Genomic DNA, 25119 nt, shown 5'->3' with positions numbered 1-25119 from the left:
GCCATTGCCCGATGCACCTTCTGCTGCTAGTGGAAAACAGGAATGGCTAGTCGAGGTTAGTGGCGGTTACGAAGTCCCGAGAGCATCTTTGTCATCTCTTGGCAAACACGCGGAGACGTGAGTCATGAACCCAGCTAGAAAGGCAAAGGTCTCAGTTGCACATCGTTGCCACGAAAACTGCTGCGCCCTTAAATAACCTGCATGCGCCTTCTCGGCACGTAACTGCGGTGAACCGATCAATTCGCGTAAGATCCGGGCGATATCTTCAGGCTGTTCTGGATCGAAGTAACTTGCTGCATCTCCCAACAGTTCCTGCATCGATGATCGCGACGAGCAAGCAATGGGTAACCCAGCACTCATCTTTTCCGTAACGATTTGTCCGAAAGTCTCGCAACTCGATGCAAAAACGCCAAGATCCGCTTGCTCATAGATCCGATGCAGATCCGAGTAAGGCTTTGCTCGATGGTAGCGAACCCAGAGACCTTCAGGATCCAACCGAGCTATCGTGTGGTTTAGACGCGTCAGGGCTGGGGGATAAGCTGGCCCGACCAGATCTAACACTACCGGCAACCCATCGCGCCGCAAACGCGAGACCGCGTCGACCACATGCCACTGGTGCTTATATTGATTGATGATCGAAACGTAGAGTAAGCGATAGGGGTTATCTAAACGGTAATCACTGATCGGATGTTGAGCTTTCGGCGCCATCCTGAACTGATCATTCAAACCATGATGGATCACTTTGGTTGAAGCTGAGAGTGCTCCGGTGACATTGAGAACACGATCCCGGGCCTTTTCCGTCAAGAAGATCACGCCATCCGCGACACGAAAAGAGCGCGACTGGGTCCATCGCAACAGCAACAACCTCATTGTGATCAAGGACCAGCCAAAGCGCCGCAACTCCTGCATCTCGAACGGCAGAAGATTTTGGCTCATGGTGACTACCGGTCTGAAGGATCCCGCGTAGCTTCCCCCTGGGACAAACAGCAGGTGACACCCTGCATTGCGTGCGGCCTCTGACAGTTTGAAACGTTGCCAGAGGGTTCGGCTAAATACCCCCTTATCAAGTTCGCTTGGCTGGATTTTCCGCAGCCAAGGACGATTTTCAACAGCTGATAGCGTACATGACCCACCCCAAACTAGAACTTTTCCAATCCCATGGTCTGCGGGCTTAGCAGCCCGTAGTAACTCAATGAGATGAATGAGACCTCCACCTTGCCGTAAATTGGTGGCGTCGATTCCAATGATTAGTTCAGTACATTTAGAGCGGTTTTGTTCCATTATTAATAATACCCCTGTCGCGTCGCCTAATAATCAGGGCGTTCTTACGTCCGATACAGCGGGAGTCGACCGCTCGGCTTCCACCAGGCGATCAATCAGTTCATCGAATCCTACCCGCGCCCGCCAACCGAGCAACTCCTGCGCCTTGGTCGGATCCGCGCGGCTCACCTGGATGTCGGTAGGGCGAAAGAGTGCGCGATCAACGAGAACATGGGCACGCCAATCCAACTCCAAGCGCTCGAAAGCCTTGACGACAAATTCTTGTAGCGAATGCGACTTGCCAGTCGCCACCACGAAATCGTCCGGTTCGGGGTGTTGGAGAATCCGCCACATCGCATCGACATAATCAGGCGCCCATCCCCAGTCACGCACGATCTCCAAGTTGCCCAATTCGAGGGTCTCAGGCGCACCTTGGGCGATCCGGCATGCGGCCGCCACGATCTTACGGGTTACGAAACGCGCTGGCCTGAGCGGTGACTCGTGATTCGCAAGGATGCCCGAACACGCGTACATGCCATAGGCTTCGCGATAATTCGCCACCTGCCAAAAGGATGCGGCTTTGGCCACCGCATAGGGGCTACGGGGCCGAAAGGGTGTTGCTTCGTTTGCGGGGCAATCGTCGGTATGGCCAAAGCACTCCGTCGAACCCGCGCTATAAAAACGTATGTCGGGATTGATGAAACGGATCGCTTCCAGCAGATTCAAGGTTCCGACACTGATGCTGTCCAGAGTTTCGGCGGGCTGCTCGAAGGAGAGCCCGACCGAACTCTGCCCCGACAGGTTGTAGATCTCATCCGGCTCCGCCTTGACGATAGCATTGAGTACGCTCCGAAAATCGTTCACGGCCGCCGACAGCAGTTTCACCCGGTCGCGGATTCCAAGACGCCGCAGATTCGCAAAGCTGGAAAGTTCAGCATCCCTGGATACCCCAAACACGACGTAACCTTTGCCGAGCAACCATTCGGCGAGGTAACTCCCATCCTGGCCGGACACGCCGAAAATCATCGCCCTTTTCACACCGTCGCCCCTCGCGCGCTGTTCGCCCGCCGATCAATTTCACGATATAGCGCCGCGTATTGCCGAGCGATCTCCTGTACCCGAAAGCGTCGGACGTTCTCGAATCCAATCCGCACAAGGTTCTCCCGATAATCTCGCTCGTCGATGACGCGGCACACTCCGGCCCGAATGCTCTGGACATCAAAAGGATCCACCAGACACGCCGCGCCACCCGCGACCTCGGGCATCGACAGGAGATCGCTGGTCACCACCGGACGGCCCACAGCCTGCGCCTCCACGATCGGCAGGCCGAATCCCTCGTAGGTCGAAGCGAACAACAGCATGTCGGATTGCATATACTGCTCCAGCAGGGCTTCGCGTGATAAACTTACATGATTCTCGTAACAAATCCCGTGCTGTGCGAGCAGATCACACTGTCGCTCAGAAAGCTCACCGATAATCACCAATACGCACTCCAGTCCCGCAAGGGCAGCGACATGGCGTTCGAGGTTTTTGTTGGCTCTGGCGCCAACATGAAGAATCCGTGGCCGGGTTACATTAAACGCCTTTGGGTCAGACTGGAACTCATCAGACACGTTGCAATAAATCACATGAATTTTTCCCGGATCGCACCGAAGATAATGCAACAGGCGGTCCCGGGTCGCTTGCGAAATCACCGCGATAGCCGTACAGCGCTTCTCAGGGAGCCAATACCAAAAAAACCACAGCAGCCAGAACTTGACCCAAGAGTGCCGATCCAGTGGAATACAGTCCAGGACCGTCAACAGCGTCCGTCGCCGATCAAGAAAATAGGTCAGGTAATGAACATCACCAGTGACGTGGTATACATCGGCCTGCCGCCGGGATACACGAATTGAATCATAGAGACGACGCCATAGCCCATTTGAGTAGAACCTGTTGGTCAAGACCTCCAATTGGAGATCTTCAGGCAAATGGCCGCGAACGTCTTCGTACAGGCGTTCCACGCTGAAAAACCCCGAACGGGGTCGGCGGACTAGCTGTACCACTTTCAGCATTGGAAATCCTGGCATCTACTATTCATCAATGAACTATCATCAAGTCTCATGGTGCTATCGAACCGGAGAGTTATGGGTGGGTGATCTTTTACCTACAGACTGCATCCGCTACAAAAAAACCTATCTTGAAGTAATGCCGGTCACGTATAAGAGTGCGACGGTAACCGCGCCGCTGGTTACCATGCGATAAATATAGAATTGCAAAAGGGTCACTGCATCGGCCGATACCAATGCCATGGATGAAATACCAAGAAATAGCGCCAGAAATGGACCGATGCTTCCCCAGCGGTCATTCAAAAATATGGCCATCCAAGTAGCGAGCATTCCCATCAAAAGATAGACGATGATGACGCCAAGGACGCCAGACCGCCTGAATGAATCCGCCAACAAGGTTGGTGGAATATTATTCCAAATCGTGAACCCATAATATTCCATGATATCTCGACCCAATCCTTCGTTCTTTTCCGGAAAGAACACTTGTGGGACATAAGAGAAAAGGACATTTTTCAAGTCCGCCTCGGTCCAGCCATACTTTTCGATACTTCCTGACTGTGCACTGCCCAGCAGTTCAAGTCCTTCGGCTTGCGCAAGTCGAGCCGTAAATGTTGTTAAACTTTCGATGACAAATCCATCACTGGAGGTACTGAGTATGGATTCCCGGAATATCTGCCCACGCGCTTCGGTTGACATGTTGCGATCAAAACGCACGCTGTTGCGATACGCGGACATGACCCCAAAGTAGCTAATAACGAATACAGGAAGGAATACAATGATCAATTTGGAACGTTTTGCAAGACGGATACCGTCCCATTGATGCAAGGCCAACCATAAAAGTGCCAGCGCAAGGACGGCAAAGATCAATTTGCTTCGCCCATAACCGATCATCATTCCCTCGATCGGAACCACGAAGGCGGCACCAAGGAGTGAGGCAACCAACCACCATTTCGTGCGCCCGGCATACAGATAGATAGCAAGAAGAATGAGCGGTACGCTCTCGATCGACTGAATGGCGCCAGTTATGAGGTTATAGTACAAGGTGCCACCGCTTCTGGCTTCACTGCTTAAAATAACTGGTGCAATGAACAAGATGCAAAAAGCAGAAAGCTTCCAGTCTTGAAACTTGAACTCCCGAAACAGCGTACGGGGGGTCTTCGGAATTATCGATTTGCCAGCGATCCAGGCGCCCAGCAGATAGGATGAAAAACCTAGGCCTAGATACAGCAGGGCATCATTAAGGTAGCGAAGCCCAAAATCGCCCCAAGCGTTTTGGAGTGTTGCCATCCCCACGCCGCCGACGATATACGAAAGGACATTCCCTAGCCAGAACATGACGCCGGGTGACGCGGGGACCAACATCTTGAGGCGCTTTTCCCAGGCATAAAGCAAAGCGCCGAAGCCCAGTATGATCAGAGATCGGCTATAGGGGTTGGGGATCAAGAGGAGCAAGCTGGCCGCGCAAACCACAATGATCTGGATTTGGAGTGAACCGAATAAGCGATACATAGCTCCCTACTAGGCCCAAACAACGTCGAGAATTTCGCGGAGCCGTCGTTGATTGGAATACCCCGACGACTGACAGCGTTGGTAACCGGCCTCGGCAAGCGCAAGACGGCGCTCATCGTTCTGAAGATACGCAGTCAGCTTGGCGATCAGTTCGGCGACATCATCGAAATACTCGGCCTCGCGGCCCTCCGCGAACAACTCAATATGTTCCTGGGTCCGTTCGGCCAACATGAACGCCTTACATGCCGGGATTTCGACACTTCGAGTAGTGTGGAGATCGCGCGCGACCTTACGCAGATAATGTAGATTGATCTTGGTCCCACTAAACACTTTTGCGGCATCCTCCGCCTGGACCCAGCCTGGTCGAACCTCCAGGTTGGCATGGGACTTTGCCGCACATTCCCACCCAGGACCCCAGATTCTTACCCGGATTCCCATCTGAGCGACCGCCAACATGGTCTCGAACCGCGGCTGTTCATACCCACCTAGGAAAGCGACATCCGCGCCCCACTGCTCCTGTTCGCTCGCCGTCAGTTGACGCGGGTAGTAAGCCTGCTCGTCAAACGACTGAGTCGTGTAGTAAACCTGCTTGGCGCCTAGCGCGGTTAGCTCGCTGACGTTGAAACTCTTGTGCGTGACATGCCAATCATAGCGTGCGATCGAACGTCGGTAAGAACGTGACTGGTTGGTGGGGAGCAACATGTCATCGGGGCTGTAGGCGATGAGGCGTATGCCCGGATGCCGTTGCTTGATTTCGGACAGGACCTTGGGCTTGATGGTCAGTCCCTTTTCAATCCAGATCAGCTCCGGAGGGCACCGGTTAACAGCTTCGAGTATCCGCTGATTGGCACCAGCGAGATCCCAATCGAGGCCAATGCGCCGGCCCAGGCGTGCGCCCAATGACTTCAACGCATGTCCATCGGGCGGTGTCGTGTCGACCGGCTCCACCTCGAAGCCAAGTTTACGGAACCCGAGCATCCGCTGCCTGGAGGTGGTTCCAACCCAGAGTGGCCCTACGAAAAGAATTCTGATCATAACACGATTCGCCTCGTGCAGATAGCTGCGTCATCGTACAGGAGCCGCGCGTGTTGGCAGATGGCGGCGGCCTGCTCCAGTTGCTCGCTGCTCATGTCCACGCCCTCCAGGTTTCGATAGCCGAGCTGCTCCAGCATGAATAGAAAGTTACCATGCCCACAGCCCACGTCGAGGATCGCCGCGCTTCGATCAGTCGGTAGACAGGCCTTGAAACACCCTTCGGCTGCCCTGGCCCTTTGCACATATACCCCCTGCTCGTATAAGATTTTTTGGGTATGTGTTTTTCCGGTGACATATTTGGCGTAGAGGACCTGTCGATACCCTCTGGGGTTGGTGGCCTTACGATTCACTGGGGACCCCTTGTTTCGTCATCACATAATCGAGCGCCTTCCGCAGCTCACTCAAAGTCCGCTGATACCCCCAGTCTGCCACGACCGCCCGCGCCCTCGACCCCATGCCGCGCGCCAGGTCAGGATCGCGAACGAGATGCTCGATCTCCCCCGCCAGCGCGTTCGTGTCGCCGGCGGCGAAGACCGCGCCGGTTTGCCCCGGCTGAATCAAGTCCACGCCAGCGCCCACGCTATCGGCGGCGATCACGGGCAGACCACACACCATCGCTTCGTTGACCGACACCCCCCAAGGTTCCCATACGGCGGGGTGGACGAAGACATCGGCTAGGGCGAAGTACTTCGGCAGCTCACTATAGTCGACATAACCTGGTAAATGGACCCCACGAAGATTTGACCGTGCGACAAGATCACGAATATCGGTATTGAGAACGCCATCGCCCACTAGAATCAAATGCACATTAGGGTTACGCTCACCGACCTTGTGGTAGGCCCGCACCAACGTCAACGGATCTTCGCGCGCCACAAACTTCGCGATTCCCAGCACCACGAAATCCTCGGCCTGGATGCCCATCGCATGGCGCAGGGCCACTCGATCCGGGACAAAGCGTTCCCAGCGATTCCGCAGATAGTCATGGTCGACCGCATAAGGAAACTCGAACAAGGCGTCGGCGGCGATGCCGCAATGAGTCATGCGGCGCCTTGCCAGGGTCCCCGTCGGATGGCCCGTCTTATAAAGACGGAGGAGCAGCCTGAGCAAGAGATTCTTCGCCATCGACAACGGTGATCTCGGTGGATGGGTCACCACGCTGTCGGCCCGCAGCCCCGTCCAAGTCCCTGCGACTCGACTCAGCATTGCGGCCCCCAAAGTGATCGGGAAATTATATCCCGCGATCACAAGCAGGTCGTGACGATTGCCGGCACACATCCCCCACAACTCGCGAAGCCGCTTGAGCCACGAATTCGACAGGATGAGATATCGGTAGCCCGAGGTGATGTCATGATCCCAGCCCGAGCGACGGTTGATTTCCCGGTCGTAGGATGGAACACTCGCGCCACGACTAAAGTAATAAACCGTCAGATCGATATCCGGTTGATTCGTGATCACACGGAACAAAGGGCCATCGAACTGCGTCGGGTGCGACTGAAGGATACCTAGGGAATAACGTTTCTTCTTCATCCAGTGCTGACGACTCCAATGTAAACCTGGCCGCACGCGGAATCTGCACCGTCGCCCCTGAGCCCATCATCCTCGCGGCGGCGGAGGGCCGACATCATCATGGCGTTTCGGGAGCCCAGCCCGCGCGACCCCGCCATACCGACGCCCGCCGCAGACCCGGTATTCCGCCGGGCATCAGTCGAATGCCATCGCGATGAGCCGATAACCACGCCCCCCACCAACTAAACGTGCTGTTAGCCAGGATGAAATGCTGGCAGCAACTCATCAGCCACAAATCGAGGATCGCCCCATCATCGCCCTCGTTGTGATCGACCAGTGTCACTCTGTCCCGCGGGATTTCCAGTTTCCGGGCGGCCGCCGCCACGTCATCGGAAAATAGGAAATAATGCGGCCATGGAATTCGACGCTCGATCTCTTGCACGGCCTGCTGGTAATACTCCGCGCCAAGGTTGTGATCGGGCGACGGCGTGGTCGGTGAATCAAACCAGCGCACATGCAAGGCGACTGACTGACATCCATCCATGCGCCTGGCGAGTTCCCGATCACGGTCCGACGGCGTCCGCCTGAACGCGAGATCGGTGCGCACCGTCCCAGCCACATCGGCGAAGTGTCGCTCATCCTGCCAAAGGCCATCCAAATAAACGGTCCCGTGTGGAACAAGGGTTAACAGGCTTTCATCAAAGCCATTCCCCTGCTGTTCGATGTAGCGACGTTCCGCCAGCGGCCGGCGTCGCGCCAGCCATTTGGCGAGGGCGCGGCGCCCCCGCTCGAAGGGTTCCATCCGCTCGCGCGGGGTGGCTTTCCGACATGGAATGGCAAAATGATCGAGCGCGTAGGCCCGACGATAGCGATGGTCGCGGACGAACCCGGTGACGTCATCGAGAATCAATTCAACTTGCGACACGAGCGCCAGGCGACGCGCCGCCGCATAACAAAATAGTTGATTCCCAATCCCGCCCTTAATTCGCACGATGATCTTTCGGTCCATTTTCCTAATCAGTTCCCCCAGTCAACCCTGCCTGTCCATGGGCAAGAAGGCAGTTCATGCCTGCCGGCTAATCGTCCAAGCCGATATTCATAATGTCCGGAGCTTTAGCGCGACCCAATTTTGATACTGAAAATTCTCGAAGCGCTGCTCATAGCGGTCCGCGGCAACCAAGCGATTGGGATGAATCTTGTAAAGATGATAGTCAAACGGGGTGAGAATATCGAAAAGGTCTTTCAACAGAATCCGGGCGTCAATGAAGGTTCCCCCGTATTCAAACTGGATTCGCTCGATCCGTTCTTGCTCAAGCATGCGGGCCGCACCCTGCAGAACGCTCAATTCGTGGCAATCAACATCTGATAAAGAACCAGTCAGCAAGGTGATTTGATGAAGATAAAAATACCAAGATGATAGTGACTGGTCGCCAAGTCCACCAAGTCCGCATCGTTGGGCTGGATCTCCCGTAACCCACTGACGGGGTTGAAAGTTACCAGCCGCTGCAACTTCATCTGGTTCGATTCGGCGAGGTTCAGAATGGTGCGCGGGTCAAACACCCAGTTGGCGTTAAACTCAACACGTTCGCGCCCAATCGGTGTGGAGAGGTAGAGAGTCCCACCCGGCTTCAGGAGTTTCACCATGTTGGCGATGCCCTGCTCGTAACCGCGAGGATTGATCGGATCACCGTAGCGGCCCAGACCAAAGTGCTCCAGCGCGTGCAGGCAAGAGAGAGAGTCGCAGTACCCCCCCGCAACATCACTGGGCATGGAGCGCGCATCCATCAGATCCGCTTGACGGAAGACGACGCCCGGTACCAGGGAGGGGATGGGTCGCACATCGAACACCTCTATCTCCCGAAAGCTGGCCACATGAGCGACAAATCCGTCTACCCGCGAGCCAACGTCCACATGCCGTTCCGGCTTGGCTTCGTGGATCGATCGCGCCACTAACAAATCCTGCCAGAAGTATTCGCTCCTAGTGGTCCCGCCTTCTTCGAACCAGTCGTGCAGGCATGGGACCAATGTCAACCGCCCCGCATACCCTTGGCGAAACAGCCGCCAGTCGTGGATGAAGCCCGGAAGGCCACGCATCGACCGAGCAAATCTCAACGGATCAAGGCCGAACTGGCTGATGATGCGATGTAGTTTGATGATGGTTGGTTTTAACAGCATGCTATTTCATCTATTCTGCCCCGAAAATGGTTGGCTTGTGGCGACCCAAAGCCTCGTTCCCTATCGCGCATTGCCGCCATCCGTAAGCCCCTATGCGTCACCGCCAGTCTCCTTATTTTCACAAATTTAAATATGCACCGGTAATTGTCTCGACAATCTAAAAATAGCCAAATCTGAGAACTATTAGTCTGCGCACCTAGCCCAACCGGAATTTTTTTAACTTTCTCTTCAACACCATTATGCTTCATAATACCGACCCGCCGCTGAGCGCTGAATAATGATAAGATATAGCTGAAATTTTTGTAGCGCATCAGACTCAACATGGACTTTAAAACGGCGTTGATATCCCAGACTAGTTTATAAATTTCTCGTAACCACTCAAGTCCCGACCCAAGTCCCGACCTAGCCGTGGTCCGTATTTCTGGCTATCATACTTCCATTTAATTGCGTTCTTAATGACACGAACATCATCATCGTGCGCTAACAAGGACTGTGTGAGGTATTTTGCCGTCATGGCTGTAGCACTACCAAGATACTTGACGGCGCCCAGTTTGCCTCGCCGGAGCATGCCTGCAATGACCCGATAAAGACCCAGCCCTTCGACGACGCCGTGGACTCTACCGAACTTGCGCACCCGTGCGTCGGGGAACCGGGACAAGTAGCTTGCAGTATTTAAGCTCCTAATAACGATAGAATTCAGTCCTTGTATTTGCGAGTCCCGCATCTCATGATCGCCGGAAATAATCCCGCCAGGGGGGAGGAGTACCACATCGCCTCTGGAGGCGGCAATAATATTATTAACGTAGTCGCAACTCATAGTATCGAGCCAGGCTCCGGCACTGATGTCAAGAATTTCTCGGCGATACAGCGTCGAACTCGGGGTGCCCAGCTCGTTTCCGGTCACGCAAACCCTTTGCATATAATCGTTTGATGTCCATCGTTTAGGTGCGTCCATGCGGAAAATAAATTTCCCGAAGCCCGTGTTCAAATTTTCACAAAAAACGACAGTGCCGATTACGGAGACCCGTTCATCGACATGATCGAGCATGACTTGGAGAAACCCGTGGGTTATTTTGTCATCCCCGTGAAGAAACTTAATCCATGGCCTGGTCGATTTTTTTAACAAATAGAGATGGTTACCCCAGAGCCCTAGTTGCTGACTTTGTCTAATAACATTAAGTCGGGGGTTTAACAAAATATCATCAAATTCGGTTACGGGATATTGGTAGGCGTCATTAATTGAGACAATTATCTCTCCGACTGATGTTGCCAAGGCGCTTTCCAATGTGGCGCGAAAAAAGGGGCCGGGACGATAGACAGGAATTAAAAGAGAAACGTCAGATTCTTTGTAAGCGGTCATGCCTCTTGTCTCCGAAAAAAATTTTGTTTCCGGGCGGCCGCCGCCACGTCATCGGAAAACAGAAAATAGTGCGGCCATGGAATTCGACGCTCAATCTCTTGCACAGCCTGCTGGTAATACTCCGCGCCGAGGTTGTGATGGGGCGACGGCGTGGCCGGTGAATCAAACCAGCGCACATGCAGGGCGACCGACTGATACCCATTCATGCGCCGGGCCAGATCCCGATCACGGTCCGACGGCATCCGCCTGAACGCGAGATCAGCACGCACCGCCTCAGCGACATCGGCGAAATGTCGCTCGTCCCGCCAAAGGCCATCGAGCAACGGTGTCCGGTTAAGGTCATAGGTAGGCCTTCAGCATAGGCCCTATCTCGCGTTCATAGAGCCCTGGCGAGGCTGTTTTGAGGAAACACAGTTTAAAGAACCGCAGGACCTGGCGGCTCACCTTGGTGGTATAGCGGAACAAGGGGGCCGTCCAGTCCGGGCGATCGGTACCATCCGGGTCTTCTAACTTCGCCTTCTGCCGCTTTTCCTGTTTGGCCCAGGCCTTCTCATCCTGGGCCCCGGCGGCGCCCAGGCGGGTGTGGAGGAGGATGGCCACCAGCAGGCTGGTGATGATGGCCAGCTGCGCCTGATTGGCGATAGCCACCCGGCCCTTACCCCAGGCCTTGGCCTGGGCGAAGTCATTTTTCCAGGTATCAAAGCACTTTTCTGCCTCCCAGCGGCGGAAGTAGAGAAAGGCCACCACGCCGGGTAGCAGGCTGAAGTCATTGGTGAGGAATTGCCACTCCCCGCCGCGGCGGGCGCGGTAGGTGATGAGGCGCCAGGTCCTCCCGCGAACTTGACAAGGTGACGCGCAGGTCTTTCATCACGCCCGCGTTGGCCGGGTCATCGGCGATGGGTAGGCCCTCGGTCGCATCCACGCTCAGGTTGCTTTTCATGCGTGTGATCATGGTCACCTGCAGCGCCCGCTGCTTGGCATCCCAGAAGGGGGCATCGATAAAGGCCCGATCCACCAGCCATAAGCCGCGGCGCTCACGCGTCAGGGCCTGGGCGTCCTGATCATAGTCGCGCAAGATCCGGGTTTCGTGGCGGCTCCGGGTGTCGACCCGGACGTCTTCCGGCACCCCCAGGCGCAGATTGTAAAAGCTCAGCAAGGCATGGCCCTTGGGATTGTCCTCGCCGCCCTGGCGGGGCGTGCGCCGCCGGCAATGGGCACTCTCGGCCTGGTAGGTGCCATCGATGGCCCGCACCGGCCGATCCCCCAGACCCGGAATGCTCGCCAGGCGATCCGGGAGGACCGCCAGGGTCCAGATGCAGCAAGGTCTGCACCTGCTCGCGCAGGGTCGGCATCCCCTGCAGTTGCCGGAGCACCCCCAAGGCGATGAAATCCGGCATCGTCAGGGTGCGGCCCACGGCCGCCTGGCGCACCCGCGCCAGGGCCCGGGAGACGGGATCGAGCAGGTCAGCCAGGACGGTGTTATCGGTGAGGCGGTGCATCAGGGTCTGGAGACGATTGAACATGGCAAGCTACCGTATATTACTGTTTTTCAACAGAAAATGCGAGCATATTGCCAGCCTCTTGTCAAGTCTTTTTTGGGCCAGGGTGAAAATAATCGGGACGCCTAGGGATGCGGCTGACGCTGCTCTCTCGACGCGCGGTGAAAATGCCAAATTCCGCTGGGGTGGCCTCTCGGCTCTTCCTAGGCGGTCAAACGGGATAGCTTTGCGGTCACCAGGAGGGGCAAACCGGACACCGTTGGCCATCGAGATAAACGGTCCCGCGTGGCATGAGAGTCAACAGGCGCTCATCGAACCCATTCCCCTGCTGTTCGATATAGCGACGTTCCGCCAGCGGCCGGCGTCGCGCCAGCCATTTGGCGAGGGCGCGGCGCCCCCGCTCGAAGGGTTCCATCCGCTCGCTCGGAGTGACTTTCCGACATGGAATGGCGAAATGATCGAGCGCATAGGCCCGTCGATAGCGATGGTCGCGGACGAACCCGGTGACGTCATCGAGAATCAATTCAACTTGCGACACGAGCGACAGGCGACGCGCCGCCGCATAACAAAAAAGTTGATTCCCAATCCCGCCCTTAATTCGCACGATGATCTTTAGGTCCATTTTCCTAATTGTCAAGCCCCGGGAGATTGTTTATCTCGGAAACGAACAGCTCCGGTCGCTTTTCCTGCCGTTTCCGTAGTGCCTCGACGAGGCTGAGATGGTCGAGGGCGCGTTGCGGGATTTGGGCGTTGTAGGTGGCGACATAGCGGATCAGGGTGTCTTCGAGATGCTCCCCGGAGCGGAAGCGGCGGGTCGCGAGCACCTCGCCGATGCGCCCGTTGAAGCGTTCGATCATGCCGTTGGTCTGCGGGTGGGCGGGCTTGATGAGCCGGTGCTCGATGCGGTGCGCGGCACAGACCCTGTCGAACGGGTGCCTGCCCGTCGGCTCGCGTTCGCCGGCGGCGCAGAAGCGGACGGTAAACTCCTTGCCGTTGTCGGTGAGGAGCTTGGCGATCTTGAAGGGAGCGGCGGCGAGGAGACGCTCGAGGAAACCCTGGGCGCCGGCGGCGGACTTCTCCGGGAGGACCTCGACGTAGACCCAGCGGGTGGCGCGGTCGATGGCGGCGAAGAGGTAGCGGCGGCTGTCCTCGTCGGGCATCTGCGGCAGATATTTCACGTCGACAGGCACGAACCCGGGCGCGTAGTCCTTGAACGGCTTGGGCGCGGCCTTGGCGGTCTCCTCGCGCGGCAGCAGGACCTTCAAGTCGGAGACTCCGTGGCGGCGCAAGCGCGGTCGAGTCCCGAGCGCGAAACGCCCGCAGACGAATTCGCGCGTCACCGCCAAGAGGTCGTCCAAGGGCAGCAGCAGCGTTCGGCGCAGCGCCACCACGATCGCCTCCTGCGGGGCGCTCAGGGTCGTCTGCAAGCGGTGCGGGGTATGGGAGCGGTCGGCGCTGTCCTCGCGGCGGCGCCACTTGCGCACGGTCGGCTTGCTCAACCCAGAGCGGCGCGCCAACTCGGCGATCGGCAGCGTCGACGCGCGCAGCTCCCGGCGCATGGCGGGGGTGGTACGGGCGTTCTTGTGAAGGCGAAGCTGCATGGGCGATCTCTGGCATCGTGACGGTTCGGCGACCCCCGGGACGGCGTGCCGCCGCCGGGGGAGACTGCGCTCGCCCTCAGGGCTCCCTGCGTCTCCCCCGGCGGCGAGCTCCTCCAGCACCTCCCGGGCTAGGAAGAGAGGGTAACTCTTCCGGGGGATATAATCATCCGGGGCGGGACACCTAATCAGTTCCCCCAGTCAACCCTGCCTGTCCATGGGCAAGAAGGCAGTTCATGCCTGCCGGCTAATCGTCCAAGCCGATATTCATAATGTCCTGAGCTTTAGCGCGACCCAATTTGATACTGAAAATTCTCGAAGCGCTGCTCATAGCGGTCCGCGGCAACCAAGCGATTGGGATGAATCTTGTAAAGATGATAGTCAAACGGGGTGAGAATATCGAAAAGGTCTTTCAACAGAATCCGGGCGTCAATAAAGGTTCCCCCGTATTCAAATTGGATTCGCTCGATCAGTCCTTGCTCAAGCATCCGCGCAGCACCCTGCAGAACGCTCAATTCGTGGCCTTCAACATCGATTTTCAGCAGATCGACGCGCTCCAATCCTCGGTCCTGGCAATACTGATCCAGGGTTTCGAGATCCACGGTTTCCGATTTGGATTGATGAATGGGGAGTCCCTCACGCGGGTAGAGTGAGTTGGTTCCAGCACAGTCACCGAAGACGTGTAGTGTTCTTATCTCATGGGCCGCACTCAGACCGAATGGATTAAATGTAACGCGTGCTGAGCGGGCACTGAGATTTTCTCGCAATTGCTTAAAGGTATTCAGGCTTGGCTCGAAGCAATGAATATTCACGGTTGAATTAATCTGCAATGCCAATGATGCCCAGTCACCGTTGTTTGCACCTACATCGAAGACTGTCGAACATTGCGGAAGGGCTTCTCGTAACCACCGTAGTTCGCCATTAGTACGGATATCGCCGTTATTTTCACCATTGACATAATTGACATAGCGGCGGCAAAACCGGTATAAAACATTTGATAGCATGTCTCTTTTCCCTAAACCTTTAGTCGATTGCGTTTGGCTTTAGAGAATTAGTCAGTAATGCGACTTGGTGAAGATAAAGATACCCAAGTTGTAGGGCTGCTCGGCCAGCGCTGGTAGTTCGTCCGGCATGGGCTCGATCTCCCGCAACCCCCTGCCTATCAAGACCCGTAAGATTGCATACCTTCTTTTTAAACAATCCCGGGCGCTTCTCCTGCCAGTCTTGCAGGGCCTGAACGGGCGCCATATGCCCTAACGCACGCTGGGGAATCTGATGATTATATAGGCGCACGTAGCGGCTCAGGGTGTCCTCCAGACTCTGGGCTGAATCGAAGCGGGTGGTCGCCAGCACCGCGCTGATGCGGCCATTAAAGCGTTCGACCCTGCCCTTGGTCTGGGGATGACGGGGCTGGATGAGGCGGTGGTCGATGTCGTGTTGCGCGCAGGCGCGGTCGAAGCGATGGCGCCCAGTGGGATCGCGTTCGCCGGTGGCGCAAAAGCGATCGGTAAATTCCTTGCCGTTATCGGTCAACACTTTTTGCACCGTGAAGGGCGCTTTAGTGATGAGTCGCTGGAAAAAGGCGGCCGCATTCGCTGCCGTTTTCTCGCCGAGAATCTCGACATACACCCAGCGTGAGGCGCGATCGATGCCGACGAACAGATAGCGATGCGCCTCTTCATCCGGCATCTGCGGTAGATACTTGACATCGACATGGACAAAGCCAGGCTCATAATCCTTAAAAGTTTTCTGCGGTTGCTCGTCGCCTTCCGGCTGGGGCATCAGCGCCTGGAGATTGGAGACGCCATGCCGCCGCAGGCAGCGATCTAGGCCCGAACGCGAAACCTCGGGATTGAGGAACTCGCGCGTCACCGCCAGCAGGTCATCCAGGGGCAGGAGCAAGGTTTTACGCAACTCGATGACCACTAACGCTTGGGCGGGTGTCAGGGTCGTGTGCAGACGATGAGGACGATGGGAGGCATCCTGATCGTTGTCGCGGCGCCGCCATTTACGCACCGTGGCGCGGTTCAGGTGGTACTCGCGGGCCAGTTCCCGTTCCGACTGGGTGGATTCACGCAACTCCTGGCGAATGGCCGGGGTGGTGCGCGCGTTTTTATGCAGGTTCAGATTCATGGTTCGCCGGTCTCCGGTCAGTCGTTGCCCTGGTCTTGCGCGTGGCGTGACGGGTGCGTTTAACCGCTTCCCTAAGGGTGCGCAGAACGTCCCTCGCTGAGAATAACGGATAACTTCATCTCGGAATATAATCACACGGGGCTGGACACTTAGCGGCATGGGTATGGATAATCTTTTCAATCAGCATGACCACAACCGGCGCCACACGCCCCGGTATTCTCGCCGCGACTCGGGTGATAAGCTCAGCAATATCAGCGCATAACTCGACGTCATGGCTAGGACCACTGCGGTGAATGACCACCACTGGTCTGGTTCGCTCCAGCGGCTAAAGACCCATGCGGTTAGTAGGGCGGCAGCGACGACACGGATGGATTCATGCAAATAGGCACTGACGTCGCGGCGACCGATTTGTAACAATCGAACAAAGACCCGGGGATAGTACAGTCCGGACACCAGTAGTGTCGCTATGATCGGCGCCACAACCACGCCAACAAGCCCATGGTAATGCGCGCCAACGATCATGAGCGGAATTGACACCAGCCCCTGGATCAACTGCGCGATGCTATTGCCTTTGATGTTACCGAGGGCGTAACACAGGCTCGACAGGGCGCTCGCGAAGACCAGGACCATAATCTGTAGAATAATCAGGCTATTGACCAGTGACCCCGCATAGAGGTCCGCGCCTACCCAAAGCTTGATGAACGCTCCGTTCAGCAGCCAGAAGCCCACTCCGACCAGCCCCATAATCCAGAGGATGATTTGCATTAGCCTCAACAGCACCGCGTATGTCCGCTCGGTGTCGCCTGTACCCCACAAGGAACCTATGGCAGGCATAAAAGCCATCGCTGGACGTTCCAGAAAGGTCCGGCTGAGATCAGGTACTTTCCGAGTCAACATGTAGACCGGGGCGGCTTCCGGACCAAGGTAGCGGGTGACGATCAGTGCATCCATGCTAGCCGCGATCGTCCCCACCGCTTTGCCCAGAAAAGTATAGGTCATGAGACGGGTGAGCTCACGGAAGCCGGCGAAGGACGGTCGCAAGCGCAGGCCATCAGTAGCGGCACGCCATGCCAAATAAATCATATTGCCGAGCAACAGGCCCGCCCCCCGGAAAACCATGGGGAGTGCCAAAGCCATCAAGCCCCAGCCCTCGTAAAACAGCCAGACCGTTAAGACAAGGCTAGCCAATTGAGTGACCATGAAGACGAGACCAATCCCCAGGCTGCTTTGCAAACCCTGGTTAAAGGCTGTGATGCCATAGGAAAAGATCAACAGCGCTGTTCCCAGTACCGCCATCAAGAAGGCTGGCAGTAGTTGCGTATAGGATGCCGAAGTATCGAGGTTTAGTAAGCTCATTAAATACGGGGCTGCAGCCCAGCCAGCCCCGACTACGACTAAAGCAAGCAACAAACTCAGAACAACACCATTAGTCAGCAACCCGTTGAGCGCCGCCGCATCTTCCCGACCATAGGCCACACTGGCTTTCTGCATGATGACGCTTGAGAGACCCGGGTCCACTATCGACATCCAGGCGATAACATTACTTGCCGCCAGCCAAGCGCCATAAACATCCAGTGAGAGGAATTGAAGATACAGAGGCACCAAGACCACGCCGGAGAGTATGGCGTAGAGAATAGTGAAGTAATGGAAGAACACATTCCATCGAGTTGTTCTCGTTCGGCTACGCACGGACGCAGCCATGATGACGCGATGATAAGACTTCGAGAAACAATTTAATCGGCATTACATTACAGTTTTTCATACGGCTGTTAAGCCTGTAGGCACGCAAACCAGATATCTCCCCAACAACCAGACGCACCCCATTTGCCAAGTCAAAAAAATCGCTAACCCCTAAGCCTAGCTCAGTTTTTCTTATTAATGTATTTAGTTTTTCTTTAGGTATTGAGTTATCAAAGTAATACGTCGCAAACCATTGGATGGCCATTCTCCTAAGTTTACGTCTTGTACTATCAAGCTCTTTATATCCGAGCAACTCGGTATTCTTGAACACATCTAGGGCAGCCAGCGTCAGAAATCCAGAATTCCAGCCTGGTACACCAAATCTGGAAGCATTCAGTTCATTTTTATCCCCTCCCCTTAATACACACACCTCATCTAGCCCAGACACTTGGCCCTCAACGTGTAATACAGATGTAGGCAGATAGAACGGCAGCATCAGTGTTCGCGTATTCCAGTCAAGAAAACTCTGGCTATTGCACCACTCAAAACACTTATCTAGAGCTTGTTGAATTTTTTTTGTATTACGGTATGTGTGGGACCCGATGAATGCAGGACCCCACTTAATCACATCCGCTATTGTCAAGTTAGCTGTAGGCCTGTTCCGACCAACGCCGCTTACTGGATACTCAGACATGTCCAAAAGAACACAAGCTTTATCAAAATCAAATATGATTCGGCTCAATGCGCGCGAAAGTAGCATATCTGCATTAGATGCAACGATAGCATTATATCTGTCCACTAAAGCATCAGGACAGAAGATGTCGTCATCACCATGTAGAAACACCACTTCATCCGGCAAAGCGTTTTCCGATATCGCTGAATACCAACTCTCGACGGGAATCAGGGTCTTTTCACGAAATATAATCTGCCAATCAAACCGAGTGTATTCAGCAAACTTACCCACAACCCTGGCTATTTCATCCGCCGCTGGCGGGTAGTTATTCACCACCAAAACTCGAATCGCTTCGGGAATTTTGTCTACTCGGCATTGCACCAGACTTTGCAACACCCAGTGCAGGCATTGGGTCCGTTTATAAGTCGGAATAACCATTAGCATGGAGTTTATTACCTGCCTTATCTAAGGTCTTCGCTCAGACCAGTGCTGCACTGTAGAAATCCCGAGACCGTTCTCGTCGCTCGAGCTGCAAGGGGTTTGCCCTGATAGGTCCAGCGAATCGGATTGGCCATCTTAGCGTTGAAAACGTCAATGAACGCGGACATCTTATTTTGGGGGTCCTCAACCAAGGTGAAGCTGCCGCGACGGATGACCGTGCGGGTGAGGATCGAAAACCACATCTCGAACCCGCTGTGCCACGAGGCATGTTTCGGGGTGAAATGAATAAGGATGCGATGGCTCGAGTTGCGCAGGGACGTCTCGCGAGTCGCCACCGACTTGAGAATGCCGTATTTGCCCTTAGCGCCGAGATTGCCGGTCAAGCCGATTCGCATCTGTTTCGTGGTCAAATGCCCTCGTCACCAACCGACGACTTCGCGATTGTCGGAGGGTGAGAGCGCCGAATAGCTGTTTTTTGCGGTGTACAGGCATCCAAAACTTTATTGATCGCCAGACCGTTTAATTTTATGTGCTTCGCGATCCTGGTTTAGTTTTACTTGCTTCGCGATCTTGGGGGGGATTCGGTGCGTGTTGCTGTGCTCGCCGGTTCAGCCGCGACATCCGCTTCAGTTACCTTGACGGATCTCAGAAAAAGTTTGGGCGATGCCCTCCCGGAGGCAAATCTGCGGTTCCCACCCAGGTAAAGACGGTCCTTGCCACAACTGCATAACTTCACGTTGTCTGTACGGACGCCCGCCCCATTCGATAGGTAGCAGTAGTCCCGATATCTCCTGGATCTTGTCAACCAACTCTCGGAGGACGAGGGCCTCCCCAGAATAAACGGCATATTTTTCGTGACTCTTACTCCCCACAGTCTGGAGACGCTCTGCGGAAACAAGAAAGGCGCGTGCAACATCAACCACATGGACAAGGTCCATCATCTGGTCTCCGCCGCTCATAGCAAGCGGCTCCTCTCCTGCTGCCGTGCGCCGCAGCAAATTGATGAGCTTAGGTCGCGGGTCGTCCGGTCCGTAGGTGTCGTGGAGCTTGAGGGTGATGACGCGCAGTCCCCGGGCCTCAATGTAATATTGCAACAGGGCCTCGAAGGCCTGCTTGGTCGCAGCGTAGAGGTTGACCGGGCTGTAGTCGTCATTCTCGTAATGCTGCCAGGCGGTGCCGGTATTGACGAGCGCCGTTACGCCGGCCAGAGTCATCGCCTCGACTAATTGGGTGGCGAATAGCAGATTGCTGTGGATGAGCGGCTCCACGTCTTTGGGCTGGTGCTCGGAAATGAAGAGCGATGCCAGATGGAAGACCACGGACGGCTGTGTGGTCTGAAACAGCTCGATGAGCGAATTGGTGGTGCCGTTATGGTTGTGGAGTCTTAGCCTGTCGCTCAGCCCGGCCAGCGGCGCGCGATCCGAGTCGGGGCGGACGATGGCCTGAACCATCCACCCTTCGCGGAGGAGGTGTCTGACCAGATGCCGGCCAACGAAGCCGGTCGCGCCGGTTACCAGTGCACTGCGATGGGTCATCCACTGATCCCCGCCTGATACTCAGCCTGGTAGACGAATGGGCTGTCGAATTCGGCCAGAGTGGGGAAGCCCTGGTCGCGTCCCGAAAGCAAGGGTCGCGGCAGCGGCCAGGGGATGTTGACCGAGTCCCAGCGGATGCCGGCGTCGCCCTCGGGCTGGTAGATCGAGGTGACGTTGTAGACCAGGGTGGCGGGCTCGTCTTGGGTGCAGAAGCCGTGGGCCAGGCCTGCCGCCAAATACATCATGTTGCCGCGGGCGGCACTCAGCTCAAGTTTGACGTACCGGCCATAACTGGGCGAGCCCACGCGAAGATCGACGGCGACATCGAGCACCCGGCCCGCGATGCAATAGACCAGCTTGGCGTGGTCGCGCGGCGGCAGCTGAAAGTGCAGGCCGCGCAGAACACCGGGGGCTGAATTGGTGTAGTACTGCTCGGCCCAATCTGTGCGCAAACCAGATTCCTGAAACTGATCAGCATGATAGGTCTTGACGAATATACCGCGCGAATCCTGGAATACGCTGGGTTGCAGCTCGTAGCAACCGGGAATGGCCGTCTGGATGATGTCAAGCTTCATAGGCCCGGATATCCGATTGCGTGATTGCCAGAAAGTCCGCACGCGCTACAGATGCGCGTCGATACCAGTTCACCGTGCGCGCGATCGTCTCACCAAATCCCCACTGTGGCTGCCAACCAAGTTGGTGGAATGCCTTGTCCCAGGCCAGGTTTAGGAGGCTGGCCTCGTGGGGCGCGTTGGGATCTGACCGGTCAATCCAGCGGCCGGGCCAGAGCTGAAGGATCTGCTCGACCAAGGCGCTGACGGTTTGGTTGGCGTTGAGCGCGGGTCCGAAGTTGTATGGGGCGCAGGTGGCTTGCAGGGCTGCCGGATCCGTTGACTCCAGAGCTTGGCGTTGGCGCGCGGCGAGCTGGAGGTAGCCGGCGAGGGGCTCCAGAACGTGCTGCCAGGGTCGGGTTGCGGTCCGATTGCGAACGGGTATGGGCTCGTCGCGCTGCAGGTGGCGGATGCAGTCGGGGACGATGCGGTCTTGTGCCCAGTCGCCGCCGCCGATGACGTTGCCGGCGCGGGCGGAGGCGATGCCGATGCGTGGCGGGTCGCACTGGTGATCCGGGTTGAAATAGGAGCGGCGGTAGGCGGCGATGGCGAACTCGGCAGCGCCTTTGCTGGAGCTGTAGGGGTCGTAGCCGCCGAGGGCGTCGTCTTCGCGGTAGGCGTATAGCCATTCGCGGTTTTCGTAGCACTTGTCAGTGGTGATGAAGACGGCGGCGCAGGTGCGGCGGCTGGCTTGGCTATCGGCACAGTAACGGGCGTCGAGCTGGCGCAGGGCGTCGAGCAGGTGGACGGTGCCCATGACGTTGGTGGCGTAGGTCTCGACGGGCTCGGCGTAGGACAGGCGCACGAGCGGCTGGGCGGCGAGATGGAAGACGTAGTCGGGCTCAGTGGCGAGAACGCGTTGGGCGAGGGCGTCGCGGTCGCGGATGTCGAGGATGTGGTGCTCAAGGCGATCGGCGAGGCCGAGCTGGTCGAATAGGGCTGGCTGGGTGTTGGGCGGTAAAGCGATGCCGACGACGCGGGCGCCGAGCATGAGGAGCCATTCGCTGAGCCAGGCCCCTTTGAAGCCGGTGTGGCCGGTTATTAGCACGGTTCGATTGTTGTATTTTGATTTTAGGTCCATGGGAGGGGGGTTAAGTTTTAAGGGTGTGGGGCTTTTTATTCCCAGGCGTCGATTAGGACTTGTTTGGGGGCTAGGTTGTAGTCGGTGGTTAGGCAGTTGCGGACGGTCTCGATCATGGGCTTGGGGCCGCTGAGATAGAAGGCGGTGCTGTTGGCGTCGGCGCAGTCGCGGAGGATTGCTGCGAGGTCGATGCGGCCGGGGTGAATGCGGTTGTCAGTGCCATCCGCGCCCTGCTCGGCGTAGTAGCGGACCTGGAAGCCGGGTACCTCGGCGGCGCAGCGGTCGGCGAGGTGACGGTAGATGAGCAGGTCCGGGGTTTGGGCGCCGTAGTGCAGCGTTGCTTGTTTAATGGGCAGTGCGCCTGTGCTGAGCGCTGCGTCCATGAAGGCACAGAAAGGCGTGATGCCGGTGCCACCGGCGATAAGGACGGCGCGAGGGTAGCCGTGGCTGGCGTCGATGGTGAAGTCGCCGTATGGGCCTTTGGCCCAGACTTGGTCACCTGACTGGAGCCGGTCGAGGATGTTGCTGGTGTAGGCGCCTTGACGGCTGATGGTCAACTCGACGGTGTGGCGGTCGGCGACGGCGTTGGCGACGGAGAAGACGCGGCTGTCGGGCCAGAAGCCGGCGGGGTCGAACGGCTCCACGGACAGGTGGATGAACTGGCCGGGGGTAAAGCGCGGTAGGCGTTTTTCCGAGCGTAGACGGTAGGTGGCCACGTTGGGGGTGTGGCGGATCGCTTGGTCGACGGTGGCTTGGAAACGGATGGGCATGGGGGAGGTTTTAAGTTTTAGGTTTTAAGCTTTGTAAAACTCCGTCAAAGACGGCCAAGATGTGATCGATCATCGGGTCGCTAAGGCCCGGATAGACGCCAATGAAAAAGGTGTTGGTGGTGATGATGTCCGTGTTGTCGAGGGTGCCGACGACGCGGTGGCTGATGTTTTGGTAGGCCGGGTGGCGCAGGAGGTTGCCGCAGAAGAGGTTGCGGGTCTCGATGCGGGCGGCTTCCAGGGCGCCGACGAGATCGGCGCGGGTGACGGTCGAGTCGGGACGGACGGTGATCACGTAGCCGAACCAGGAGGGATCGGCCTTGGGTGGTGCTGTGTGCAGGATGAGCTTGTCGGCGTGTCTCGCAAGACCGGCGGCGAGGCGGGCATGGTTGCGTTGGCGGTCGTCGATGAAGCGGGGCAGTTTGCGCAGTTGGGCGCAGCCGACGGCGGCCTGCATGTCGGTGATCTTGAGGTTGTAGCCGATGTGACTGTAGACGTATTTGTGGTCGTAGCCATGGGGCAAGGTGCCGAATTGTTGGCTGAAGCGCTTGCCGCAGGTGTTGTTCTCGCCGCCGGAGCAGTAGCAGTCGCGGCCCCAGTCGCGGAAGCTGCGGGCGATGCGGGCGAGTTCGTCGAAGTTAGTGAGGACCGCCCCGCCTTCGCCCATGGTGATGTGGTGGGCGGGGTAGAAACTCAGGGTGGCGAGATGGCCAAAGGTGCCGGTGTATTGGCCGTCGTAGCGGCTACCGAGGGCGTCGCAGTTGTCTTCGATCAGCCAGAGGTGGTGGCGATCGCACAGGTCGCGCAGCTCGCGCAGCTCGAAGGGTACGCCCATGGTGTGGGCCATCATGACGGCCTTGGTTTTGGGGCCGATGGCGGCTTGGATGGCGTCGAGGGTCGGGGTGTAGGTGCCGAGCTGGACGTCGACGAAGACCGGGACGGCGCCGTTTTGAATAATCGGATTGACCGTGGTCGGAAAGCCGGCGGCGACGGTGATGACTTCGTCGCCGGGGCGGATGCGCCGCTCGCCCAGCTTGGGGCTGGTCAGGGTCGAGAAGGCGACTAGGTTGGCCGAGGAGCCTGAATTAACAGTCAGAAGGGTCTCGATGCCGAGGAAGTCGGCGAGACCGGTCTCGAATTCTTCGGTGAAACGCCCGGCGGTGAGCCAGAAGTCGAGCGAGGAGTCGACGAGGGTCATCAACTCATCGGCGTCGTGGACGCGGCCGGCATAGTGGACTGGGTCTTGGCCGGGGCGAAAGGCGGTGCGCTCGGCTTGGCCCGCCGCGTGGAAGGCGCGGACCTTGGCGAGGACGTCCTGACGCAGGGCGGATTTGGTGGTCATCGGGTCGGTCATACGCTGTCGCTCCAGGTCTTCCAGGGGGCCTTACCGCTTCGCCAGAGGTGTTCGAGTTGCAGCTTGTCGCGCAGGGTGTCCATGGGCTGCCAGAAGCCGTCGTGGCGGAAGGCGGCGAACTGGCCTTCATCGGCCAGACGCTCCATGGGCTCGCGCTCCCAAATGGTCGCGTCGTCGTCGATGTAGTCGATAACCTTCGGCGAGAGGACGAAGAAGCCGCCGTTGATCCAGGCGCCATCGCCTTGAGGCTTCTCCTGGAAGCTGGCAATGCTGTCGTGCTCCAGATTGAGCGAGCCGAAACGGCCGGGGGGTTGGGTGGCCGTCAGGGTGGCGAGCCTGCCATGGCCTTTGTGGAAAGCAATCAGGGCGCTGATATCGACATCGCAGACGCCGTCGCCGTAGGTAAAGCAAAAGTCTTCGCCGTTGAGATAGGGCTGCACGCGCTTGAGGCGACCGCCGGTCATGGTCTGCTCGCCGGTGTCCACGAGGGTGACGCGCCAGGGCTCGGCGTGCTGCTCATGCACTTCCATGCTGTGGGTGCGCAGGTTGAAGGTCACATCGGACATGTGCAGGAAATAGTTGGCGAAATACTCCTTGATCATGTAGCCCTTGTAGCCGCAGCAGACGATAAAGTCGTTGATGCCGTGGGCGGAGTAGATCTTCATGATATGCCAGAGAATCGGCTTGCCACCGATATCGATCATGGGCTTTGGTTTGAGGTCGGTCTCTTCGGCGAAACGGGTGCCGAGACCGCCGGCTAGGATCACGGATTTCATGTGGATTTTAAGCTTCAGGTTTTAGGTTTTAATTTTTTTGGATATTTGGTTGGGGTTAGAGTTGGTGTTTGGGTAGGT

General features: G+C 57.0%; 27 protein-coding genes and 1 pseudogene. 1 reads left to right on the top strand and 27 read right to left on the bottom strand.

Features of this window, described 5'->3' with window-relative positions; translation table 11 throughout:
- Positions 1–66 precede the first annotated feature (66 nt).
- The 14 genes from IPN92_04110 to IPN92_04045 all read right to left on the bottom strand — a co-directional run bounded on the left by IPN92_04110 (position 67) and on the right by IPN92_04045 (position 12145).
- Positions 67–1281, bottom strand: a complete 1215-nt coding sequence (locus tag IPN92_04110; GenBank protein MBK8637490.1) for a glycosyltransferase family 4 protein — start codon at positions 1279–1281, stop codon at positions 67–69.
- A gap of 33 nt (positions 1282–1314) precedes the next feature.
- Entirely contained in the window at positions 1315–2298 is a 984-nt protein-coding gene (locus IPN92_04105) for a GDP-mannose 4,6-dehydratase (GenBank protein MBK8637489.1), read from the bottom strand.
- The gene (locus tag IPN92_04100) at positions 2295–3263 is read right to left on the bottom strand and encodes a glycosyltransferase family 4 protein (protein ID MBK8637488.1); all 969 of its coding nucleotides are present in this window, start codon (positions 3261–3263) and stop codon (positions 2295–2297) included. Before IPN92_04100 ends, IPN92_04105 begins: the two co-directional genes overlap by 4 nt.
- Before the next feature lie 171 nt (positions 3264–3434).
- Complete coding sequence (locus tag IPN92_04095; protein MBK8637487.1) at positions 3435–4817, bottom strand: hypothetical protein; 1383 nt, start codon at positions 4815–4817, stop codon at positions 3435–3437.
- A 9-nt stretch (positions 4818–4826) separates the two neighbouring features.
- Complete coding sequence (locus IPN92_04090) at positions 4827–5852, bottom strand: glycosyltransferase (GenBank protein ID MBK8637486.1); 1026 nt, start codon at positions 5850–5852, stop codon at positions 4827–4829.
- Positions 5849–6202, bottom strand: coding sequence for a class I SAM-dependent methyltransferase (locus tag IPN92_04085; GenBank protein ID MBK8637485.1), 354 nt, complete (start codon positions 6200–6202; stop codon positions 5849–5851). The genes IPN92_04090 and IPN92_04085 overlap by 4 nt, the downstream gene beginning before the upstream one ends.
- Positions 6192–7379 (bottom strand): glycosyltransferase, encoded by a 1188-nt coding sequence (locus IPN92_04080; protein MBK8637484.1) that lies wholly within the window; start codon positions 7377–7379, stop codon positions 6192–6194. The genes IPN92_04085 and IPN92_04080 overlap by 11 nt, the downstream gene beginning before the upstream one ends.
- 97 nt (positions 7380–7476) lie before the next feature.
- Positions 7477–8367: an alpha-1,2-fucosyltransferase gene (locus IPN92_04075; GenBank protein ID MBK8637483.1), complete on the bottom strand. Its 891-nt coding sequence runs from the start codon at positions 8365–8367 to the stop codon at positions 7477–7479.
- Between the two features lie 87 nt (positions 8368–8454).
- Positions 8455–8703: a hypothetical protein gene (locus IPN92_04070; GenBank protein MBK8637482.1), complete on the bottom strand. Its 249-nt coding sequence runs from the start codon at positions 8701–8703 to the stop codon at positions 8455–8457.
- Between the two features lie 32 nt (positions 8704–8735).
- Entirely contained in the window at positions 8736–9533 is a 798-nt protein-coding gene (locus IPN92_04065) for a DUF268 domain-containing protein (protein MBK8637481.1), read from the bottom strand.
- 352 nt (positions 9534–9885) lie between these two features.
- Positions 9886–10893 (bottom strand): glycosyltransferase, encoded by a 1008-nt coding sequence (locus tag IPN92_04060; GenBank protein MBK8637480.1) that lies wholly within the window; start codon positions 10891–10893, stop codon positions 9886–9888.
- Positions 10890–11216, bottom strand: a complete 327-nt coding sequence (locus IPN92_04055) for a hypothetical protein (protein MBK8637479.1) — start codon at positions 11214–11216, stop codon at positions 10890–10892. Before IPN92_04055 ends, IPN92_04060 begins: the two co-directional genes overlap by 4 nt.
- A gap of 16 nt (positions 11217–11232) precedes the next feature.
- Complete coding sequence (locus tag IPN92_04050) at positions 11233–11637, bottom strand: hypothetical protein (GenBank protein MBK8637478.1); 405 nt, start codon at positions 11635–11637, stop codon at positions 11233–11235.
- Between the two features lie 22 nt (positions 11638–11659).
- Positions 11660–12145, bottom strand: a complete 486-nt coding sequence (locus IPN92_04045; GenBank protein ID MBK8637477.1) for a hypothetical protein — start codon at positions 12143–12145, stop codon at positions 11660–11662.
- A 61-nt stretch (positions 12146–12206) separates the two neighbouring features.
- Here IPN92_04045 and IPN92_04040 point away from each other — a divergent pair, with 61 nt between their 5' ends.
- On the top strand, positions 12207–12521 hold the full coding sequence (locus IPN92_04040) for a hypothetical protein (GenBank protein ID MBK8637476.1): 315 nt from the start codon (positions 12207–12209) through the stop codon (positions 12519–12521).
- Positions 12522–12624: 103 nt separating this feature from the next.
- Here the strand turns inward: IPN92_04040 and IPN92_04035 are convergent, their stop codons facing one another.
- From IPN92_04035 to rfbF, 13 genes and pseudogenes are all read right to left on the bottom strand, one after another.
- A complete protein-coding gene (locus tag IPN92_04035; protein ID MBK8637475.1) occupies positions 12625–13014 on the bottom strand; it encodes a hypothetical protein in 390 nt (129 codons plus the stop codon).
- A gap of 4 nt (positions 13015–13018) precedes the next feature.
- Positions 13019–13993 carry a transposase gene (locus IPN92_04030; protein MBK8637474.1) on the bottom strand — a complete coding sequence of 325 codons (975 nt, stop codon included), beginning with the start codon at positions 13991–13993 and terminating at the stop codon, positions 13019–13021.
- Between the two features lie 281 nt (positions 13994–14274).
- The gene (locus IPN92_04025) at positions 14275–14994 is read right to left on the bottom strand and encodes an FkbM family methyltransferase (protein MBK8637473.1); all 720 of its coding nucleotides are present in this window, start codon (positions 14992–14994) and stop codon (positions 14275–14277) included.
- A gap of 181 nt (positions 14995–15175) precedes the next feature.
- Positions 15176–16123 (bottom strand): annotated as a pseudogene (locus IPN92_04020) (IS481 family transposase).
- Positions 16124–16303: 180 nt separating this feature from the next.
- On the bottom strand, positions 16304–17779 hold the full coding sequence (locus IPN92_04015) for an oligosaccharide flippase family protein (GenBank protein ID MBK8637472.1): 1476 nt from the start codon (positions 17777–17779) through the stop codon (positions 16304–16306).
- Positions 17780–17804: 25 nt separating this feature from the next.
- A complete protein-coding gene (locus tag IPN92_04010; GenBank protein ID MBK8637471.1) occupies positions 17805–18920 on the bottom strand; it encodes a glycosyltransferase family 2 protein in 1116 nt (371 codons plus the stop codon).
- Positions 18921–18937: 17 nt separating this feature from the next.
- Positions 18938–19327 (bottom strand): hypothetical protein, encoded by a 390-nt coding sequence (locus tag IPN92_04005; GenBank protein ID MBK8637470.1) that lies wholly within the window; start codon positions 19325–19327, stop codon positions 18938–18940.
- A 216-nt stretch (positions 19328–19543) separates the two neighbouring features.
- On the bottom strand, positions 19544–20452 hold the full coding sequence (locus IPN92_04000; protein MBK8637469.1) for an NAD(P)-dependent oxidoreductase: 909 nt from the start codon (positions 20450–20452) through the stop codon (positions 19544–19546).
- Positions 20449–21027, bottom strand: a complete 579-nt coding sequence (rfbC, locus tag IPN92_03995; protein MBK8637468.1) for a dTDP-4-dehydrorhamnose 3,5-epimerase — start codon at positions 21025–21027, stop codon at positions 20449–20451. Before rfbC ends, IPN92_04000 begins: the two co-directional genes overlap by 4 nt.
- The gene (rfbG, locus tag IPN92_03990; GenBank protein MBK8637467.1) at positions 21017–22144 is read right to left on the bottom strand and encodes a CDP-glucose 4,6-dehydratase; all 1128 of its coding nucleotides are present in this window, start codon (positions 22142–22144) and stop codon (positions 21017–21019) included. Before rfbG ends, rfbC begins: the two co-directional genes overlap by 11 nt.
- A gap of 35 nt (positions 22145–22179) precedes the next feature.
- Complete coding sequence (locus tag IPN92_03985) at positions 22180–22914, bottom strand: FAD-dependent oxidoreductase (protein ID MBK8637466.1); 735 nt, start codon at positions 22912–22914, stop codon at positions 22180–22182.
- Between the two features lie 10 nt (positions 22915–22924).
- Entirely contained in the window at positions 22925–24253 is a 1329-nt protein-coding gene (gene rfbH / locus IPN92_03980) for a lipopolysaccharide biosynthesis protein RfbH (GenBank protein ID MBK8637465.1), read from the bottom strand.
- A gap of 8 nt (positions 24254–24261) precedes the next feature.
- Positions 24262–25041: a glucose-1-phosphate cytidylyltransferase gene (gene rfbF / locus IPN92_03975; protein MBK8637464.1), complete on the bottom strand. Its 780-nt coding sequence runs from the start codon at positions 25039–25041 to the stop codon at positions 24262–24264.
- Positions 25042–25119: the final 78 nt, after the last annotated feature.

The organism is Chromatiaceae bacterium (genome assembly GCA_016714645.1).
GTDB lineage: Bacteria > Pseudomonadota > Gammaproteobacteria > Chromatiales > Chromatiaceae > M0108.
Note: the sequence above shows the minus strand (reverse complement) of the source record. Positions and strands in the feature narration are given on the sequence as shown.

Coding starts and splice junctions, on each gene's coding strand:
- rfbF (MBK8637464.1), bottom strand. CDS start 25,041: ATGAAATCCGTGATCCTAGCCGGCGGTCTCGGCACCCGTTTCGCCGAA.
- IPN92_04025 (MBK8637473.1), bottom strand. CDS start 14,994: ATGCTATCAAATGTTTTATACCGGTTTTGCCGCCGCTATGTCAATTAT.
- IPN92_04035 (MBK8637475.1), bottom strand. CDS start 13,014: ATGGACCTAAAGATCATCGTGCGAATTAAGGGCGGGATTGGGAATCAA.
- IPN92_04030 (MBK8637474.1), bottom strand. CDS start 13,993: ATGCAGCTTCGCCTTCACAAGAACGCCCGTACCACCCCCGCCATGCGC.
- IPN92_04075 (MBK8637483.1), bottom strand. CDS start 8,367: ATGGACCGAAAGATCATCGTGCGAATTAAGGGCGGGATTGGGAATCAA.
- IPN92_04110 (MBK8637490.1), bottom strand. CDS start 1,281: ATGGAACAAAACCGCTCTAAATGTACTGAACTAATCATTGGAATCGAC.
- IPN92_04010 (MBK8637471.1), bottom strand. CDS start 18,920: ATGCTAATGGTTATTCCGACTTATAAACGGACCCAATGCCTGCACTGG.
- IPN92_03985 (MBK8637466.1), bottom strand. CDS start 22,914: ATGCCCATCCGTTTCCAAGCCACCGTCGACCAAGCGATCCGCCACACC.
- rfbC (MBK8637468.1), bottom strand. CDS start 21,027: ATGAAGCTTGACATCATCCAGACGGCCATTCCCGGTTGCTACGAGCTG.
- IPN92_04040 (MBK8637476.1), top strand. CDS start 12,207: ATGCAGCAAGGTCTGCACCTGCTCGCGCAGGGTCGGCATCCCCTGCAG.
- IPN92_04095 (MBK8637487.1), bottom strand. CDS start 4,817: ATGTATCGCTTATTCGGTTCACTCCAAATCCAGATCATTGTGGTTTGC.
- rfbH (MBK8637465.1), bottom strand. CDS start 24,253: ATGACCACCAAATCCGCCCTGCGTCAGGACGTCCTCGCCAAGGTCCGC.
- IPN92_04060 (MBK8637480.1), bottom strand. CDS start 10,893: ATGACCGCTTACAAAGAATCTGACGTTTCTCTTTTAATTCCTGTCTAT.
- IPN92_04000 (MBK8637469.1), bottom strand. CDS start 20,452: ATGACCCATCGCAGTGCACTGGTAACCGGCGCGACCGGCTTCGTTGGC.
- IPN92_04090 (MBK8637486.1), bottom strand. CDS start 5,852: ATGATCAGAATTCTTTTCGTAGGGCCACTCTGGGTTGGAACCACCTCC.
- IPN92_04080 (MBK8637484.1), bottom strand. CDS start 7,379: ATGAAGAAGAAACGTTATTCCCTAGGTATCCTTCAGTCGCACCCGACG.
- rfbG (MBK8637467.1), bottom strand. CDS start 22,144: ATGGACCTAAAATCAAAATACAACAATCGAACCGTGCTAATAACCGGC.
- IPN92_04065 (MBK8637481.1), bottom strand. CDS start 9,533: ATGCTGTTAAAACCAACCATCATCAAACTACATCGCATCATCAGCCAG.